This is a genomic window from Streptacidiphilus melanogenes (assembly GCF_000787835.1).
Classification (GTDB): Bacteria; Actinomycetota; Actinomycetes; order Streptomycetales; family Streptomycetaceae; genus Streptacidiphilus; species Streptacidiphilus melanogenes.
In genome coordinates, this window is the sequence record NZ_BBPP01000079.1 from 1 (window position 1) to 18,260 (window position 18,260).

At 70.7% G+C, this 18,260-nt stretch carries 17 protein-coding genes and 1 pseudogene; 14 read left to right on the plus strand and 4 right to left on the minus strand.

Translation table 11 applies throughout. From position 1 onward, the window contains the following. Positions 1-175: 175 nt before the first annotated feature. Positions 176-727, plus strand: coding sequence for an RNA 2',3'-cyclic phosphodiesterase (gene thpR, locus TR49_RS38225; protein WP_042390776.1), 552 nt, complete (start codon positions 176-178; stop codon positions 725-727). A gap of 30 nt (positions 728-757) precedes the next feature. Here the strand turns inward: thpR and TR49_RS38230 are convergent, their stop codons facing one another. Both TR49_RS38230 and TR49_RS38235 read right to left on the minus strand, forming a co-directional pair. Then, positions 758-2,086, minus strand: a complete 1,329-nt coding sequence (locus TR49_RS38230; protein ID WP_042390778.1) for an MFS transporter — start codon at positions 2,084-2,086, stop codon at positions 758-760. A 285-nt stretch (positions 2,087-2,371) separates the two neighbouring features. Continuing rightward, a complete protein-coding gene (locus TR49_RS38235) occupies positions 2,372-2,578 on the minus strand; it encodes a cold-shock protein (RefSeq protein WP_042374690.1) in 207 nt (68 codons plus the stop codon). 268 nt (positions 2,579-2,846) lie between these two features. On the opposite strand from TR49_RS38235, the gene TR49_RS38240 reads away from it, so the two are divergent. From TR49_RS38240 to TR49_RS38255, 4 genes are read left to right on the plus strand one after another with little or no spacing between them, the layout of a single operon-like run. Continuing rightward, on the plus strand, positions 2,847-3,734 hold the full coding sequence (locus TR49_RS38240; protein ID WP_152627694.1) for a menaquinone biosynthetic enzyme MqnA/MqnD family protein: 888 nt from the start codon (positions 2,847-2,849) through the stop codon (positions 3,732-3,734). 13 nt (positions 3,735-3,747) lie between these two features. Continuing rightward, positions 3,748-4,947, plus strand: coding sequence for a cyclic dehypoxanthinyl futalosine synthase (gene mqnC, locus TR49_RS38245; protein WP_042390798.1), 1,200 nt, complete (start codon positions 3,748-3,750; stop codon positions 4,945-4,947). A gap of 7 nt (positions 4,948-4,954) precedes the next feature. Next, positions 4,955-5,362: an imidazolonepropionase-like domain-containing protein gene (locus TR49_RS38250; RefSeq protein ID WP_042390783.1), complete on the plus strand. Its 408-nt coding sequence runs from the start codon at positions 4,955-4,957 to the stop codon at positions 5,360-5,362. A 44-nt stretch (positions 5,363-5,406) separates the two neighbouring features. Beyond that, entirely contained in the window at positions 5,407-6,102 is a 696-nt protein-coding gene (locus TR49_RS38255) for a demethylmenaquinone methyltransferase (RefSeq protein WP_042390786.1), read from the plus strand. 40 nt (positions 6,103-6,142) lie between these two features. Here the strand turns inward: TR49_RS38255 and TR49_RS38260 are convergent, their stop codons facing one another. Then, positions 6,143-6,547: a hypothetical protein gene (locus TR49_RS38260; RefSeq protein ID WP_042390787.1), complete on the minus strand. Its 405-nt coding sequence runs from the start codon at positions 6,545-6,547 to the stop codon at positions 6,143-6,145. A gap of 109 nt (positions 6,548-6,656) precedes the next feature. On the opposite strand from TR49_RS38260, the gene TR49_RS38265 reads away from it, so the two are divergent. Further along, on the plus strand, positions 6,657-7,943 hold the full coding sequence (locus tag TR49_RS38265; RefSeq protein ID WP_042390789.1) for a geranylgeranyl reductase family protein: 1,287 nt from the start codon (positions 6,657-6,659) through the stop codon (positions 7,941-7,943). Between the two features lie 10 nt (positions 7,944-7,953). Further along, positions 7,954-9,216 carry a putative hexosyltransferase gene (locus TR49_RS38270; RefSeq protein ID WP_236653731.1) on the plus strand — a complete coding sequence of 421 codons (1,263 nt, stop codon included), beginning with the start codon at positions 7,954-7,956 and terminating at the stop codon, positions 9,214-9,216. Positions 9,217-9,249: 33 nt separating this feature from the next. Here the strand turns inward: TR49_RS38270 and TR49_RS38275 are convergent, their stop codons facing one another. Beyond that, positions 9,250-11,214, minus strand: coding sequence for a hypothetical protein (locus tag TR49_RS38275; RefSeq protein ID WP_052434978.1), 1,965 nt, complete (start codon positions 11,212-11,214; stop codon positions 9,250-9,252). A gap of 453 nt (positions 11,215-11,667) precedes the next feature. Here TR49_RS38275 and TR49_RS38280 point away from each other — a divergent pair, with 453 nt between their 5' ends. The 7 genes and pseudogenes from TR49_RS38280 to TR49_RS38310 all read left to right on the plus strand — a co-directional run. Next, entirely contained in the window at positions 11,668-12,027 is a 360-nt protein-coding gene (locus TR49_RS38280; protein WP_042390791.1) for an NADH-quinone oxidoreductase subunit A, read from the plus strand. Between the two features lie 15 nt (positions 12,028-12,042). Next, positions 12,043-12,597, plus strand: a complete 555-nt coding sequence (locus tag TR49_RS38285; protein WP_042374684.1) for a NuoB/complex I 20 kDa subunit family protein — start codon at positions 12,043-12,045, stop codon at positions 12,595-12,597. Beyond that, the gene (locus tag TR49_RS38290) at positions 12,594-13,313 is read left to right on the plus strand and encodes an NADH-quinone oxidoreductase subunit C (RefSeq protein ID WP_042390792.1); all 720 of its coding nucleotides are present in this window, start codon (positions 12,594-12,596) and stop codon (positions 13,311-13,313) included. The genes TR49_RS38285 and TR49_RS38290 overlap by 4 nt, the downstream gene beginning before the upstream one ends. Next, a complete protein-coding gene (locus TR49_RS38295; RefSeq protein WP_042390794.1) occupies positions 13,313-14,665 on the plus strand; it encodes an NADH-quinone oxidoreductase subunit D in 1,353 nt (450 codons plus the stop codon). Before TR49_RS38290 ends, TR49_RS38295 begins: the two co-directional genes overlap by 1 nt. Then, positions 14,662-15,432 (plus strand): NADH-quinone oxidoreductase subunit NuoE, encoded by a 771-nt coding sequence (gene nuoE / locus TR49_RS38300; RefSeq protein WP_236653732.1) that lies wholly within the window; start codon positions 14,662-14,664, stop codon positions 15,430-15,432. Before TR49_RS38295 ends, nuoE begins: the two co-directional genes overlap by 4 nt. Beyond that, positions 15,429-16,733: pseudogene (gene nuoF / locus TR49_RS38305) on the plus strand (NADH-quinone oxidoreductase subunit NuoF); the annotation flags it as partial. The gene nuoE and the pseudogene nuoF, both read left to right, overlap by 4 nt. A 122-nt stretch (positions 16,734-16,855) precedes the next feature. Continuing rightward, positions 16,856-18,260, plus strand: a 1,405-nt coding sequence (locus tag TR49_RS38310) for an NADH-quinone oxidoreductase subunit G (protein ID WP_042390796.1), incomplete at its 3' end; no start/stop codon positions are given.

The window sequence follows — 18,260 nt, forward strand, 5'->3', positions numbered from 1 at the left end:
TGTGCAGCGTCCGCCCGGTCCGGGGGTGCCAGGCGTAGGCGAATGAGTGGTGGGTTCGCTTCTGCCGAATTCCTTTTCGCCCTACGACCGTTTGTGGCCCGATGTGCTTCCGGGTGGTGAGCGTTCGAGTAGACGGACATTCCGTTTCGGAACATGGTCGAGGGAGACTTCCCGCATGAGACTCTTCCTGGCTGTCGTTCCGCCGGAGTCGGCACTGCGGGAACTGGACGCCGCCGTGCGGCCCATACGTGAATGGCCGGGCGCAGCGGGGCTGCGCTGGACCGGGACGCAGGGCTGGCATCTGACGCTCGCCTTTCTCGGGCAGGTCGACGAGGCGGATCTCCCCAAGCTGGAGCCCCGGCTGGAACGGGTCGCGCACCGGCACCCCGCGCACATGCTGCGGATCGCCGGTGGCGGGCGCTTCGGTGACCGGGTGCTGTGGGCAGGCGTCAGGGGCGACACGCACGCCCTGCGACGTCTCGCTGAAAGCACGGCTGCGGCGGCGCGGCACAGCGGGATGGAAGTGGACGAGCGCCCGTTCCGCGGTCATCTCACCCTCGCCCGCAGCGGTTCGGGGCGCGTGGATCTCAAGCCCTTCGCCGGGGCGCTCTCGGAGTTCGAGGGCACGGAATGGACCGCCGACACACTCCGTCTGATGCGCAGCCACCTCGGCGCGGGACCGGCGCACTACGAGACCGTCGGGGAGTGGCCGCTCTCCACCACGTGAACCACCTGACGTGAGGCCGCCGGTTCGGCCTCACACCGCGGTGCGCACGACCTCCCGCACGTCGCCGGAACCGTCACCGGCAGGGGCCTCGGCCTCGGCCTCGGAAGCGGCCTCGTAGCCGATGGCACCGACACCTGGCCCGACCTCGGCCGTCGGCGGGCGCAGCCTCCGTCGGCACGCGACCAGCAGGACCGCGCCGCAGGCGATGCCGGCGCAGGCGACGAGCGCCGCCGTGCGCAGCGAGCCGCCGACGACCGCGCCGGAGGCGGCGGAGCCGAGGGCGTTGCCGGTGGAGAAGACGGTGACGAGCCAGGCGAAGGCCTCGGTCGTCGTTCCGGTGGGGGCCAGTTCCGCGATGAGCACGAAGGCCGCCGCCAGCAGCGGGGCGAGGCCGAGGCCGGAGAGGGCTGCGGCGCCGCTCATGCCCAGGGGGCCGGGGACGGTCAGCAGCGGGAGGTAACAGACGGCCATCCCGGCGGCCATCGCCCAGGTGCGCGTGGCGGTGGGGGCCTTCCAACGGACCGCACCGTAGGCGAGCGCGCCGAGGAGGCCGGTGAGGGCGGCCAGGGCGAGGAGCAGGCCGGCTCCGCCGGGAATGCCGTGGTGCTCCTGGGCGTAGGCGACGAAGAGGATGTTCTGTCCGCCGACCGACCACCCCGTCCCGGCGAAGGCCAGCAGGAGCAGCACGAGTCCGGGCGAGCGCAGCGGACCCAGCCAGTGGTGCCGTCCGGTGGCGCCCTCCACGCCTTCCGCGGCAGTCGACGCGGCGGGGCGCGGGGCCGGTCGCCAGGCCCGTGCCGGGCCGGAGGTGGCGACGACGAGGGTGCCGACCAGGCCGAGCCCGGCGGCGAGCCACAGCGCGACGCGGGCGGAGCCGACAGCGGCGATGCCCGCGACGAGCAGCGGACCGGCCACGTAGAGGATCTGCTGGGAGGCGGAGTCGAGTGCGTAGGCGGTCTCCAGCTCCGCCTCGTCGACGATGTCCGGCCACAGGGCGCGCAGGCAGGGCTCGAGCGGCGGCATGAACGCGCCCGCCAGCGCCGCGCCCGCGATGGCGAGGGCCGCGGAGCCGGGGCTCAGCGCCAGCAGGACGTAGCCGGTCGCGGCGACGAGTGCGGAGGCGAGCAGGACGCGGGGCTGGCCGAGGCGGTCCACCGTGCGGCCGAGGAAGGGCCCGCCGACGGCCGCGCTGACTGCGTAGGCGGCACTGGTCAGGCCGATCTGCGCGTAGGAGGCGCCGGCGCCGTGCAGCGCGAGGGCGATGGCCACGACGGTCATTCCCGCGGGCAGGCGGCCGACGAGGGTGCCGCTGAGGAGGCGGAGCACGACGGGGGCGCGCAGCACGGAGAGATAGCCCATGCTTCGAAGTTATACGTATAACCTCAGGAAAGCAAAAGCCTCCACCCGTACCGGTAGGGCAGGGGGGAGGGGTGCAGCGCCGGGGGTGGAGGGCGACGGCTCTCGGCCGAACGAGTGCGGGCCGAAAGAGTGCACGCCGAACCAGTCGTGCAGGCCGAACCAGCGGGGTCGAGAGCGCGGGGTCGAGAGCGCGGGGTCGAGCGGGTGGGGCCGCAAAGGCAGAAGGCCCGCCTCGCACGGGTGTGCGGGGCGGACCCTCTTGGTGGTACTAAGGCGCAGCGCGACTTAGGACAGCGGGCTCACGTTCTCGGCCTGCGGGCCCTTCGGGCCCTGGGTGACGTCGAACTCAACCGCCTGGTTCTCCTCGAGCGAGCGGAAGCCCGACGAGTTGATGGCGGTGTAGTGGACGAAGACATCCGGGCCGCCGCCGTCCTGGGCGATGAACCCGAAGCCCTTCTCGGCGTTGAACCACTTGACGGTTCCGGTCGCCATACCGTTCTCCTTGCGAGGGACGTAAAGGACACCACACCCCGTGGCGTCCGGTCCGCTGCGCTGATAACCCCGCCGTGCCGTGCCTTCAGCTACTTCTACTTCTCTGCAAAAGCCCCTGAAAACCACAGAAGCCCGCGGTCACAAGTGCTCCGCAGGCTCCAGTACTGCATGGGAAATCAAACTGCAACTGCGGAAAACCCTAGCACGCACCCCCGCCCCCGGCCAGGGAAGATCGTGGTGCAGGTCTACTGTTCATCAGGTGGACAACGTGGACACCCATCACACACAGCACCAGCGGCCGCGGGTCGGACACATCCAGTTCCTGAACTGCCTGCCGCTCTACTGGGGCCTGGGCCGGACGGGCAGCCTCGTCGACCTGGACCTGACCAAGGCCAACCCGGACACCCTCAACGAGGCGCTGACCGCCGGCCGGCTCGACATCGGTCCGATCTCCTGCGTCGAGTACCTGCGCCACGCCGACCAGCTGACCCTGCTGCCGGACATCGCCGTCGGCAGCGACGGCCCCGTCATGTCGTGCGTGATCGTCACCGAGCTGCCGCTCGAGGAACTGGACGGGCGCAAGGTCGCCCTCGGCTCCACGAGCCGTACCTCCGTCCGCCTCGCCCAGCTGCTGCTGGCCGAGCGTTACGGCGTGACGCCCGACTACTACACCTGCCCGCCCGACCTCGGCGCGATGATGCAGGAGGCGGACGCCGCCGTGCTGATCGGCGACACCGCACTGCGCGCCTCGCTCCACGAGGCCCCGCGGCTCGGTCTGAACGTGTACGACCTGGGCGCGATGTGGAAGGACTGGACGGGCCTTCCGTTCGTCTTCGCGCCCTTCGCGGTGCGTCGTGACTTCCTGGCCCGCGAGCCGGAGACCGTGCACGCCGTGCACCGCTCCTTCCTCGCCTCGCGCGACCTCTCCATGGAGGAGATCGACAAGGTCTGCGAGCAGACCGCCCGCTGGGAGGCGTTCGACGCGGAGACGCTGCGCCGGTACTACACCGACGCGCTCGACTTCTCGTTCGGCGAAAGGCAGCTGGAGGGCATGCGCGAGTTCGCCGTCCGGATCGGCGCGTCGACGGAGCACGTGCAGCTGCTGGAGGCCCCGTCGGGTCAGCCGCAGGCCGCCGTAACCCCTGGCGTAGGCTGACGACGTGACCACGCTGGCTGAATCCTCGACCGACATCCAGGCCGTCCTCGACCGTGCCGCGGCCGGAGGGCGCATCAGCGCCGAGGAGGCGCTCGAGCTGTACCGGCACGCGCCGCTGCACGCGCTCGGCCGCGCGGCCGACGCTGCGCGCCGCCGCCGGTACGCGGGTACGGAGCACATCGGGACGTACATCATCGAGCGCAACATCAACTACACCAACGTCTGTGTGACGGCGTGCAAGTTCTGCGCGTTCTACGCCGCGCCCAAGGACACCGAGAAGGGCTGGTCGCGCGACCTCGACGAGATCCTGCGCCGCTGCGCGGAGACGGTCGAACTCGGCGGTACCCAGATCATGTTCCAGGGCGGGCACCACCCGGACTACGGCGTCGAGTACTACGAGCGCGCCTTCTCCGCCATCAAGAAGGACTTCCCGCAGCTGGTCATCCACTCGCTCGGGGCCTCCGAGGTGGAGCACATGTCGCGGATCTCGGGCGTCTCCGCCGAGGAGGCGATCCGGCGGATCCACGCCGCCGGTCTCGACTCCTTCGCGGGCGCGGGCGCGGAGTTGCTGCCCGAGCGCCCGCGCAAGGTCATCGCGCCGCTCAAGGAGTCCGGCGAGCGCTGGCTGGAGATCATGGAGCTGGCGCACAACCTGGGCGTCGAGTCCACCTCCACCATGCTGATGGGCACAGGCGAGACGAACGCCGAGCGGATCGAGCACCTGCGCATGATCCGTGAGGTGCAGGACCGCACCGGCGGTTTCCGCGCGTTCATCCCGTACACGTACCAGCCGGAGAACAACCACCTGAAGGGCCGCACCCAGGCGACGCTCTTCGAGTACCTGCGGCTGATCGCGGTGGCGCGGCTCTTCCTCGACAACATCGCGCACATCCAGGGTTCCTGGCTGACCGTCGGCAAGGAGATGGGCCAGCTGTCGCTGCACTACGGCGCGGACGACCTCGGCTCGGTGATGCTGGAGGAGAACGTGGTCTCCTCGGCCGGCGCCAAGCACCGGTCGAACCGGATGGAGCTGATCCAGCTCATCCGCTCGGCCGGCCGCGTACCGGCGCAGCGCGCGACCACCTACGAGCACCTGGTCGTCCACGACGACCCGGCGAACGACCCGGTGGACGACCACATCTTCTCGCACATCGCCTCGACCGCGATCGAGGGCGGCACGGCGCACCCCGAGCTGAAGCTGCTGAACGACTGACGGGCCGATGCTCACGATCCACACCGGCACGAACCACGATGCGGTCGCCGTCGAGGGCGACCGCATCGCCGCCGTCGCGGACGTCGACGCGCTGCGCGCCGCCTACCCCGGTGCGCGTGTGCGCGAATGGCCGGGTGAACTCCGCCCGGGCGTGGGGTGGGACAGCACGCTGCCACAGGCGCCGAGCCCGCGTGAGCGGGTGCACGCGCTGCTGCTGCGCGGGGTGACGGCAGTCGCTCCTGGCTCCCTGAGCGACGACCCGGGCCTGGGGCCGGCGGCCGCCCGGGTGGGACTGCCCGTCGGATCGCCCACGCCGCTGCACGCCGACGTGCGTGCGGACTTCGCCGTCTTCGCGCCCGACGGCTCGTGCCTGGCCACGGTCCTCGGGGGCCGGCTCGTGCACCGCCGCAAGTAAGCCCGTCGCCCCCGGACCCGTCGACCTGAGAGGAGAATGGCCGCGTGACCCGAGCCACCCTGGACAAGCAGCCGCACGAGGTCGCCTCGATGTTCGACGACGTCGCGGCGAAGTACGACCTCACCAACGACGTTCTCTCGCTGGGCCAAGCCCGTCTGTGGCGTCGCGCCGTCGCGCGGGCCGTGGACGCGCGACCGGGCCAGCGGGTGCTGGACCTGGCCGCCGGCACCGGCACCTCCTCGCTGCCGTTCGCCGAGGCGGGCGCGCGGGTCGTGCCGTGCGACTTCTCGCTCGGCATGCTGCGCGAGGGCAAGCGCCGCCACCCGGAGCTGCCGCTGACGGCTGGTGACGCGACCCGACTGCCGTTCGCCGACGGGGTCTTCGACGCGGTGACGATCTCCTTCGGCCTGCGCAACGTGCAGGAGACCGACGCGGCGCTGCGCGAGATGCTGCGCGTCACCAAGCCCGGCGGGCGCGTGGTCATCTGCGAGTTCTCGCACCCGACCTGGGCGCCGTTCCGCACCGTCTACACCGAGTACCTGATGCGGGCACTGCCGCCGGTGGCGACCGCGGTCAGTTCGAACCCGGAGGCGTACGTCTACCTCGCCGACTCCATCCGCGCCTGGCCGGACCAGCCGGCGCTGGCGGCCCGGCTGCAGCAGGCGGGGTGGCGGAGCGTGGCCTGGCGCAACCTCACCGGCGGTGTCGTCGCGCTGCACCGGGGGACCAAGCAGCCGTAGGCCAGGTCACCCGCGTAGGCCGGGGCACCATCCCCGGCCGTCACAGCCGCTGCGAACCCTCGGGCCAGACCCGGTGGACGTAGAGGCCGATCCGCTCGGCCTCCGCGACCGCCTCTGCGACGTCCGTGCCTTCCTCGCCGTCCCAGACCGCGACCAGCTCCTCGACCAGGCCGAGCAGGGCGGGGACGAGCGCGGCGCCGGGGCCGAGCCGGTGCACGGCGCGGGCCTCGGCCCGCAGGGCGTGGGCGGTGGCGCCGAGGATCTCCAGGCCGCCGCCGTGGTCCACCACCGCCTGCGCGAACCAGGTCTCCGGCCCGGGTCGCAGCGGGGTGACCCCGACCAGGTTGTGGCTCGGGCAGTCGGTGACGATGCGCCACAGTTCGCCGCGCACCAGCATCTCGGTGATGTCGCTCAGGTCCTCGTGGCCGATCACTCCCATGTGCATGGGGCAGATGGTAGGCGTTGCCCGCAGGCCGGGTCGTCGCTGTCCGCGGCGGCGCTGTCTAGACTCACAACAGCCTTGTGCACCCGAAACCGAGCGAGGAGACAAGTCTGTGAGCGAGACGACCGAGGCCCACGCGGACGTGATCGTCGTCGGCGCGGGGCCTGCGGGTTCGGCGGCGGCGTACCACCTCGCCCGGTCGGGCCTGGAGGTGCTGCTGCTGGAGAAGTCCCGCTTTCCGCGCGAGAAGGTCTGCGGGGACGGGCTGACCCCGCGTGCGGTCAAGCAACTGGTCGACATGGGTGTCGACGTGTCCGAGGAGAACGGCTGGCTGCACAACAAGGGCCTGCGGATCATCGGCGGCGGCGTCCGGCTGGAGCTGGACTGGCCGGAGCTGGCGGCGTTCCCGGACTACGGCCTGGTGCGCAAGCGCGCGGACTTCGACGAGCTGCTGGCCCGCCAGGCCGAGAAGGCCGGGGCCAAGCTGCACGAGGGCTGCAACGTCACCGGCCCGCTGCTGGACGAGCGCACCGGCCGCGTGATCGGCGTGACCGCCAGGCTGGAGGACGAGGGGGAGAAGAAGGAGGTCACCTTCCGCGCGCCGCTCGTCGTCGCCGCCGACGGCAACTCGACGCGCCTCTCACTCGCGCTCGGCCTGCACCGGCGCGAGGACCGGCCGATGGGTGTGGCGTACCGCACGTACTTCACCTCGCCGCGCTCGCAGGACGACTACCTGGAGTCCTGGCTGGAGCTGTGGGACCGCCGTGACGGGCAGGACAAGCTGCTGCCTGGCTACGGCTGGATCTTCGGTATGGGCGACGGCACGAGCAACGTCGGCCTGGGGCTGCTGAACACCACCAAGGCGTTCAAGGACATCGACTACCGCGAGCTGCTCAAGGTGTGGTGCGCCGGCATGCCCGAGGAGTGGGGCTACACGCCGGAGAACATGACCGAGCCGATCCGCGGCGCGGCGCTGCCGATGGCGTTCAACCGGCAGCCGCACTACAGCCGTGGCTTCCTGCTGGTCGGCGACGCGGGCGGGATGGTCAACCCGTTCAACGGCGAGGGCATCGCGTACGCGATGGAGTCGGGGCAGATCGCGGCCGGCGTCATCGTCCAGGCGCTGGCCCGGACCACGGACGAGGCGCGCGAGCGCGCGCTGGAGGCGTACCCGCGGATCCTGAAGGACGTCTACGGCGGCTACTACTCGCTGGGGCGCGCCTTCGTGAAGGCGATCGGCAACCCGCTGGTGATGCGGATGGCGGCGCAGCACGGACTGACCCACCCGGTGCTGATGAAGTTCGTGCTGAAGCTGCTGGCCAACCTGACCGACCCGCAGGGCGGCGACGCCATGGACCGGATCATCAACGGTCTGGCCAAGGTCGCTCCGAAGGCGTGATCCGATCAGCATGAGTGTCGAGGATTTCACCGTCACGGAGGAGCTTCCGGAGGCGCCGCCGCGCGGCCGCCGGGACGCGGCGGTGGCGAGGTTGCGCGCGGCGGGGCAGCGGTTCGGCCCGGCGCTGGGGTTGTACGGCGTGGTCAAGCTGGTGGGCCTGGCGGTCTTCCTGCGGCTGCTCGCCTACTCGGGGACCTACCGGACCAACACGCCGCGCTACGGCGGCGGCGCCAAGCCGTGGGACGTGCTCGGCTCGTGGGACGGCTGGTGGTACCAGGACGTCGCCGCGCACGGCTACCACCCGGCGCTGACGCCGATGCCGCCGCTCGGTCCGTTCACGATGGAGCAGAACTCCGTCGCCTTCTTCCCGCTGTATCCGGGCGCGATCCGGCTGGTGAGCGAGGTGACGGGGCTCGGCCTGTACGGGGCGGGCATGCTCGTCTCGGTCGTGAGCTCGTTCGTGGCCGCGGCCGGGATCTACGCGCTGACGGAGGCGGTCACCCGCAGCCGTCGCGCGGGCGTGCTGGCGGCGGGGCTGTGGGCGGTGTTCCCGGCCTCGTCGGTGCAGTGGTCGGTGTACTCGGAGGCGCTGTTCACGGCGCTCGCGGTGTGGGCCTGCTACGCGGTGCTGCGCCGTCGCTGGTATCTGGCGGGCGTGTTGACGCTGCTGACGGGCCTGACCCGGCCGTCGGCGGCGACGTTGATCGCGGGCGTGGTGGTGGCCGCGCTGGTCGCCCTGTACCGGGCGCGGTCCGGCGGGTTCGCCGGCCCGCTGTTCGCGGTGGCGGCGGCGCCGCTCGGCCTGCTCGGGTACATGACCTGGGTCGGCCTGGAACTGCACGACTTCAGCGGCTACTTCACCCTGCAGCAGCAGGCCTGGGCGCACTCGTTCGACTGGGGCCAGAACGCCTTCAAGTCAGTCCAGGGCCTGCTGCTGGGGCGGTACGACTACCTCTTCCCCTACCCGACCGAGGACCTGGTGGGGCTGGCGGTGCTGATGTGCCTGCCGGTGCTGGTGCTGCTCCTGCTGCGCCTGCGCTTGCCGGCGGTGCTGGTCGTCTACACCCTCGGCACCCTGGCGCAGATCCTGCTCAGCCAGCAGATGTTCGGCACCATCAGCCGCTTCGTGATGCCGCTCTTCCCGCTCGCCATCCCGCTCGCCCTGGCCCTGAAGCGGTTGAGTCGCGCCCAGGCGTTGGTGCTGCTGCTGATCCTGGGCGCGCTCTCGGGCTGGTACGGCGGTTACGCGATCTTCAACCTCGGGGTGCCGTAACCGGCGCCCCGCCGGGGCAGGACGTCACGCGGGTCAGGACTTCACGAAGAAGTACTGCCAGGCGCCCCAGGTGGCGAGGTTGGTGTTGTCGGTGCCGTTGACGAACTCGGCCGCGTAGCGGAACAGGTGGTTGGTGCTGTTCGAGCCGAGGTTGACCACCCCGGCCACGCGGCTGGACGCGGAGAGCGCGAAGCAGCCGCTGGTCGACAGGACGTGCCAGGCGCCGGAGTAGTACTCCTGCAACTGGAAGCGCCCGCACTCGCCGGCCTTGTTCGGCGTGACCGTGGCGGTCAGCGTCGGGTGGCCGGTGTGGTGGAAGTACTTCACCGGAACGCCCGCGGTGGTGCCGGACGCGTAGTAGCCGGACTGGGCCTCGGCGACGGCGGTGTGGGTGTAGACCCGCTTGCTCGCCGAGGCGGGCGCGTAGCGGTAGTCACCGGCGAAGGAGACCGTGAACGTGGTGTTGTACGCGAGCTTCGCGGACGCGACCAGGTTGCCGTTCGCGTCCACGGTGCCGGTCTTCAGCACCTTCGTCCCGTTGTTGCCGGCCTTCTCCCAGATGGTCACCGTGCGCCCGTTGTACGTGGTGCCCAGGTGCGCGGTGACGGTGGTCGTGGCGCCGTAGGTGAAGGTGCCGGCGCCGCTGGTGGTGATGGAGACCGCGGTGGCGGCCCGGGAGACCTGGACGGTCGTCGTGGCGCTGGAGGCGAGCAGCTTGGCGGTGCCCGGGAAGGAGACCGCGTAGGTGTTCGCGCCGCCGGTCTGCGGGCTGTCCGTGACGGTGTAGGAGCCGTCCGCGCCGACCACGGCGTCGGCCAGCGGGGTGCCGCCCGGGTGGGCGGCGTCGGTGCGGGTGACCGTCAGGTGCGTTCCGGCCGGGACCGTGCCCGCCGAGCTCAGCTTGCCCGTCAGCGTGAGCTGCTGGGCGCGGGTGTCGGTGGCGGGGCCGGTCAGGGTCAGCGTGGTGCCGGTGGCGAGCGGACCGTTCAGCACGTTCAGCTGGGGGTTGGCGCCGCCGACGTCCGAGCTGACGGCGAACAGCCGGGACTCGTCGGGTGACCAGGCCAGACCGTCGGTGGCGAGGCCGTCGGTTCCCCCGACGGAGTAGCTGTTCAGCGGGGTGGCGCCGCGCGGGCCGAAGAGGAAGAGGTCGTGCCCGTTGCCGATGTAGCTGCCGCCGGCGATGGAGCCGTCCGGCGCCACGGCGACCGAGTTGGGGTAGTAGGTGGTCGTGTAGACGCCGTCCGCGGACAGGTCGGCGAGCTTGAACTCCTGCAGCTCGTAGGGCGCGGAGATGGCCATCACCACGTCCTGGCCGTCGGGCGTGATCTGCATGGCGCCGACGAACGCGGAGTTCTGCAGCCAGACCTTGGCTCCCTTGACGGGGCTGCCGGAGGCGACGTCGTAGCGCTCCAGGTTCGGCGGCTCGCTGCCGGTGTCGGCCGCCAGCAGCGCGTTCGGCGCGGCGGGCGAGGACACCAGCAGGGGCGCCGCGTACCAGCCCGGAGCCTGGTTGAGGGTGACGGTCGCGGGCGAGGTGGTGGGGTCGATCGAGGCGATGTTGCCCTGGGCGGCCCCGCCGTAACCCACCCAGAGCTTGCCGCCCGCCCAGGCGACGGAGGCGGGGGCGCTGCCCGCGCCGAGGCTGTAGCGGGCGGTCTCGGTCAGGGTGGTGGTGCTGATGGCGGAGACGGAGTCTCCGTTGGCCAGGGCCGCGTAGAGGGTCTGGCCGTCGGGCGAGATGGCGAGGCCGTCGGCGCCGGGCTCGTTGTCGATCTCGCCGACCTTGGTCCCGGAGAAGTCGGTGACCAGGATCTGGCTGTAACCGGCGCCCTCGCTGATGAACAGGTGCTGGTGGGCATCGTCGACGAGCATGTGGGCGTAGTGGGGTATCTGCAGCGGGACCGGCGCCGGGTCGGCTGCGAAGGCGGGGGTGGCTCCGGATGCCGCAGCCACCAGGGTGGCGGCTGCCAGCAGGGAGGTCCGTCTCAGGCGCATGAAGCTCCCTCGGGGGAGTTGTTTGGGGATCAAGCACGCGGAGATTAGCGCAGCGAACGGACATCGTCGTGAACGGCGGCCGGGGACGCGGTCAAGGCGGAGAGCGGCGTGTCACCCTGCGGCGGAGAGGTTCACTAACACGTGTCCGGCCCAGGATCAAAACTTGCCATGGAAGCCTGGCGGATGATAAGCGCTACCCCCTCCGAGCTGCGCTGATGCGTGTCACTACAACTGCTTGTGAATGAAAGCACACGCAGTGTGTCCGATTTTGCACTCTCATTGCTTCATGATCATCCGTCAGGTGGTGTAGATCACAATCTTGGTCCGTGACCGCGTGTCGCAGATCACAAGCGAAGAGGCATAGGATGCAGCCGTCTTGGGAGCTTGTGAACTGCCTCACATGTGGGGATCACAGCCGCAGGCTTGGACATACGCCTGGAGAGGTCGTTCGGCATGAACGCTTATGCGCCGATTCTGGTACTTGGCGCGATCGCGGCTGCGTTCGCGGTCGGCTCCGTGGTGATGGCCGCGCTGACCGGCCCGAAGCGCTACAACCGGGCCAAGCTCGACGCCTACGAATGCGGGATCGAGCCCACTCCACAAGCGGCCGGGGGCGGGCGGTTCCCGATCAAGTACTACCTGACGGCGATGCTCTTCATCGTCTTCGACATCGAGATCGTCTTCCTCTACCCGTGGGCCGTCAGCTTCGACGCCCTGGGGATCTTCGGCCTGGTCGAGATGGTGCTCTTCATCGCCACCGTGTTCGTCGCCTACGCCTATGTCTGGCGTCGTGGCGGCCTTGAGTGGGACTGACGGGAGAGGGCGGAAATGGGTATCGAGGAAAAGCTGCCCAGCGGCTTCCTGCTCACCACGGTCGAGCAGGCCGCGGGATGGGTGCGCAAGAGCTCGCTCTTCCCGGCGACCTTCGGGCTGGCCTGCTGCGCCATCGAGATGATGACGACCGGCGCCGGACGCTACGACCTGGCGCGCTTCGGCATGGAGGTGTTCCGCGGCTCGCCGCGGCAGGCAGATCTGATGATCGTCGCCGGGCGGGTGAGCCAGAAGATGGCCCCGGTGGTGCGGCAGGTCTACGACCAGATGGCCAACCCGAAGTGGGTCATCTCCATGGGCGTCTGCGCCTCCTCCGGCGGGATGTTCAACAACTACGCGGTCGTCCAGGGCGTCGACCACATCATTCCGGTCGACATCTACCTGCCCGGCTGTCCGCCGCGGCCGGAGATGCTGATGGACGCGATCCTCAAGCTCCACGACCAGATCCGCCACGAGAAGCTCGGCGTCAACAAGCGCCGCGCCCAGGAGGAGGCGGAGCAGGAGGCGCTCAAGGCGGTCCCGACCATCGAGATGAAGGGGCTGCTGCGATGAGCGAGAACGTTCCTGTGCCGCGCGAGGGGCAGACCGAGCTGGAGGTCATCGGCGTCCGGCACGGGATGTTCGGTTCGGGCAACGCCGCCAACGGCGGCTCCGGAGACACCTCCGGCTACGGCCGCCTGGTCACGCCGATCGCGCTGCCGCCGGCCAGCACGCGCCCCTACGGCGGTGAGTGGTTCGACGAGGTGGCCGACGAGTTCGAGGGCGCGCTCGAGGAGCAGGGCGTGAGCCCCGACGCGGCGATCGAGAAGACCGTCGTCGACCGCGACGAGATCACCTTCCACGTGCGCCGGGAGCACCTGGTCCAGGCGATGCGGACGCTGCGCGACGACCCGGCGCTCCGTTTCGAACTGTGCACCGGCGTCAGCGGCGTGCACTACCCGGGCGACGCCGGACGCGAACTGCACGCGGTCTACCACCTGCGCTCGATCACCCACAACCGGCTGATCCGGGTGGAGTGCTCCGCGCCGGACGACGATCCGCACATCCCGTCCACCGTCGCGGTCTACCCGACCAACGACTGGCACGAGCGCGAGACGTACGACTTCTTCGGCATCGTCTTCGACGGCCACCCGGCGCTCACGCGGATCATGATGCCGGACGACTGGCTGGGCTTCCCGCAGCGCAAGGACTATCCGCTCGGCGGCATTCCCGTCGAGTACAAGGGCGCGCAGATCCCGGCTCCCGACCAGCGGAGGTCGTACTCCTGATGAGCACTCAGCACTCGACCCCAGGGGCTCCGGGTTCCGCTCCCGAGCGGGAGACCACCGAGGGCCGCGTCTACACCGTCACCGGCGGCGACTGGGACGAGATCGTCACCGCCGCGGCGAAGGCCGACGACGAGCGGATCATCGTCAACATGGGCCCGCAGCACCCGTCCACCCACGGCGTGCTGCGGCTGATCCTGGAGATCGACGGCGAGACGGTGAAGGAGGCCCGCTGCGGCATCGGCTACCTCCACACCGGCATCGAGAAGAACCTCGAGTTCCGCAACTGGGTCCAGGGCACGACGTTCGTGACGCGCATGGACTACCTGACCCCGCTGTTCAACGAGACCGCCTACTGCCTGGCGGTCGAGAAGCTGCTCGGGATCACCGCCGACGTGCCGGAGCGGGCGAGCGTCATCCGCGTGATGATGATGGAGCTGAACCGGATCTCCTCCCACCTGGTCGCCCTCGCGACCGGCGGCATGGAGATCGGCTCCACCACACTGATGATCTACGGTTTCCGTGACCGCGAGGTCATCCTCGACATCTTCGAGCTGGTCACCGGCCTGCGCATGAACCACGCCTACGTCCGCCCCGGCGGGCTGGCGCAGGACCTCCCCCCGGGTGCGCTGGACCAGATCCGCGAGGGCGTGAAGCTGCTGCGCTCGCGGATGCACGAGTACGACAAGCTGGCCACCGACAACCCGGTCTTCAAGGCCCGGTTGGTGGACGTCGGCTACCTCGACCTGGCCGGCTGCATGGCGCTCGGCGCCACCGGCCCGATCCTGCGGGCCACCGGCCTGCCGCACGACCTGCGCAAGACGCAGCCCTACTGCGGCTACGAGGGTTACGACTTCGAGGTGCTGACCGCGGACACCTGCGACTCCTACGGGCGGTTCCTGATCCGCCTGCGCGAGATGGAGCAGTCGCTGCGGATCGTCGAGCAGTGCCTGGAGCAGCTCAAGGGCGGCGGCGGTCCGGTGATGGTCGCCGACAAGAAGATCGCCTGGCCGGCCCAGCTGGCCCTCGGCGCGGACGGGCTGGGCAACTCGCTGGACCACATCCGCAAGATCATGGGCGAGTCCATGGAGGCCCTGATCCACCACTTCAAGCTGGTGACGGAGGGCTTCCGGGTTCCTGCGGGGCAGGCCTACGCGGCGGTCGAGTCCCCGAAGGGCGAGCTGGGCGTGCACGTCGTCTCCGACGGCGGCACCCGGCCGTACCGGGTGCACTTCCGCGACCCGAGCTTCACCAACCTGCAGACGATGGCCGCGATGTGCGAGGGCGGGCAGGTCGCGGACGTCATCGTCGCCGTGGCCGGCATCGACCCGGTGATGGGAGGCGTGGACCGGTGAGTGCGACAGAACTGGGCCTGCCGGAGCTTCCGGCGGAGCCCTATCCGGCCGAGGTGCGCGAGCGGCTCGACGCGGACGCGGCGGAGATCGTCGACCGCTATCCGCAGTCGCGCTCCGCGCTGCTGCCGCTGCTGCACCTGGTGCAGTCCGAGGAGGGTTTCGTCTCCCGGACCGGCATCCGGTACTGCGCCGAGCGGCTGGACCTGACCACGGCCGAGGTCACCGCCGTCGCGACCTTCTACACGATGTACCGGCGCCGTCCGGCGGGCGAGTACCACGTCGGGGTCTGCACCAACACGCTGTGCGCCGTGCTCGGCGGCGACGAGATCTTCGCCGAGCTGCAGCGCCACCTCGGGATCGGCAACAACGAGACGACCGAGGACGGGTCGATCTCGCTGGAGCACATCGAGTGCAACGCGGCCTGCGACTACGCACCCGTGGTGATGGTCAACTGGGAGTTCTTCGACAATCAGGACCCCGAGAGCGCCAAGCAGCTGGTCGACGACCTGCGGGCGGGCGCCGAGGTGAGGCCCACCCGCGGCGCGCGGCTGTGCGGCTTCAAGGACACCGCGCGGATCCTGGCCGGCTTCCCCGACGAGCGGCCCGGCGCGGTGGACGAGTCCGGCGCGGGCGGCCTGCCGTCGATGGCGGGCCTGCGGCTCGCCCACGGCGAGACCCTGCCGGGCACGGGCGGCCCCAAGGTCGTCTCCCCGCGCCAGCAGCAGACCGACGACGAGTCCAACGGCGGGGAAGGGGACGAGGCATGACCGCGACGCACCCGGAGAAGCTGCTCTCGCCGGTCCTCTCCGCGACCTGGGGCGAGGAGAAGCCCTGGACGCTCGCCACCTACCGGGCGCACGACGGCTACAAGGGCCTGCACGAGGCGCTGCGGATGAACCCGGACGACGTGATCGCCCTGGTCAAGGACGCGGGCCTGCGCGGCCGCGGCGGCGCAGGCTTCCCGACGGGCATGAAGTGGCAGTTCATCCCGCAGGGCGACGGCAAGCCGCACTACCTGGTCGTCAACGCGGACGAGTCCGAGCCGGGCACCTGCAAGGACATCCCGCTGCTCTTCGCCAACCCGCACTCCCTCATCGAGGGCATGATCATCGCCAGTTGGGCGATCCGCTGCAGCCACGCCTTCATCTACCTGCGCGGCGAGACCGTGCCGGTGCTGCGCCGGCTGCACGCGGCCGTCGCCGAGGCCTACGAGGCCGGGTACCTGGGCCGTGACGTGCTCGGCAGCGGCTTCGACCTGGACATCACCGTCCACGCCGGTGCGGGCGCCTACATCTGCGGCGAGGAGACGGCGCTGCTCGACTCCCTGGAGGGCCGTCGCGGCCAGCCGCGCCTGCGGCCGCCGTTCCCGGCCGTCGCGGGCCTGTACGCCTGCCCGACGGTGGTGAACAACGTCGAGTCGATCGCGTCCGTCCCTGCGATCCTGCACAAGGGCAAGGACTGGTTCCGCACCATGGGCAGCGAGAAGTCGCCCGGCTTCACGCTCTACTCGCTCTCCGGGCACGTCACCAACCCGGGCCAGTACGAGGCGCCGCTCGGGGTCACCCTGCGGCAGCTGCTGGACATCAGCGGCGGCGTGCGCGAGGGCCACACGCTCAAGTTCTGGACGCCGGGCGGCTCGTCGACGCCGATGTTCACCGACAAGCACCTGGACGTGGCGCTCGACTACGAGGGCGTCGGCGCGGCCGGCTCGATGCTCGGCACCAAGGCGCTGCAGGTCTTCGACGAGACCACCTGTGTGGTGCGGGCGGTGACCCGCTGGACGGAGTTCTACGCCCACGAGTCGTGCGGCAAGTGCACCCCGTGCCGCGAGGGCACCTACTGGCTGGTCCAGCTGCTGCGCCGGATCGAGGCGGGCGAGGGCGTGCCGGGCGACCTGGAGAAGCTGAACGACATCGCCGACAACATCAACGGCAAGTCGTTCTGCGCTCTGGGCGACGGCGCGGCGAGCCCGATCTTCTCCTCGCTGCAGTACTTCCGCGACGAGTACGAGCAGCACCTGCGTGAGCGCCGCTGCCCGTTCGACCCGTCGGCGTCCACGGTCTGGGCCGGGACCAGGGGGCGGCGAGCCACTGCTGGTAAAGATCGCAGCCCTGAGGACGATCCCCCGGGTGATCGAGGCCCCGACGGGCAGAACGGCGACTTCGACCCGAGCGAGAACGGAGTGCTGGCGTGACCGCGACGGTCCCGGAAAAGAAGTCGGCGGACGCTGATCTGCTGACCGTCACCGTCGACGGCGTCGAGGTGAAGGTGCCCAAGGGCACCCTGGTCATCCGCGCCGCCGAGATGATCGGCGTGGAGATCCCGCGCTTCTGCGACCACCCGCTGCTGGCCCCGGCCGGGGCCTGTCGGCAGTGCATCGTGGAGGTGGAGGGCCAGCGCAAGCCGGTGGCCTCCTGCACCATCGAGTGCGCCGACGGCATGGTGGTGAAGTCGCAGCTCACCTCGCCGGTCGCGGAGAAGGCGCAGCGCGGCGTGATGGAGCTGCTGCTGATCAACCACCCGCTGGACTGCCCGGTCTGCGACAAGGGCGGCGAGTGCCCGCTGCAGAACCAGGCGCTCTCGCACGGGCAGAGCGACAGCCGCTTCGAGGGCGTGAAGCGCACCTACGAGAAGCCGATGCCGATCAGCACCCAGGTGCTGCTTGACCGCGAGCGCTGCGTGCTGTGCGCACGCTGCACCCGCTTCAGCGAGCAGATCGCCGGCGACCCGTTCATCGACCTGGTGGAGCGTGGGGCGCTCCAGCAGGTGGGCACGGGCGCGGGCGACGACTTCCGCTCGTACTTCTCCGGCAACACCATCCAGATCTGCCCGGTCGGCGCGCTGACCTCGGCGGCGTACCGGTTCCGCTCCAGGCCGTTCGACCTCACCTCCTCGGCGAGCGTGTGCGAGCACTGCGCGAGCGGCTGTGCGACCCGGACCGACCACCGGCGCGGCAAGGTGCTGCGGCGTCAGGCCGGTGACGACCCGGCGGTGAACGAGGAGTGGAGCTGCGACAAGGGCCGCTTCGCGTTCCGCTACGCGCAGCTGCCCGACCGGATCCACACGCCGCTGGTCCGCAACGCCGACACCGGCAAGCTGGAGCCCGCCTCCTGGCCGGAGGCGCTGGCGAAGGCCGCCGCGGGGCTCGCGGGCAAGCGTGCGGGTGTGCTGGTCGGCGGCCGGGCGACGGTCGAGGACGCGTATGCGTACAGCAAGTTCGCCCGGGTCGCGCTCGGCACCAACGACATCGACTTCCGGGCGCGGGTGCACAGCACGGAGGAGGCCGAGTTCCTGGCCGCCGCCGTCGCCGGGCACGGCGTGGACCTGGACGGCGAGGGCGTCGGCGGCGCCGGGTCGACCACCGGGGCGCTGGACTACGCGGCGCTGGAGGGTGCGAAGACGGTGCTGCTCGCGGGCTTCGAGCCCGAGGACGAGTCGCCGATCGTCTTCCTGCGGCTGCGCAAGGCGGCCCGGACCCGCGGTCTGAAGGTCTTCTCCATCGCGGCCTGGGCCTCGCGGGGCCTGACCAAGACGGGCGGCACGCTGCTTCCGGCGGCGCCCGGCACCGAGGCCGAGTGGCTGGAGGCGCTGGCCG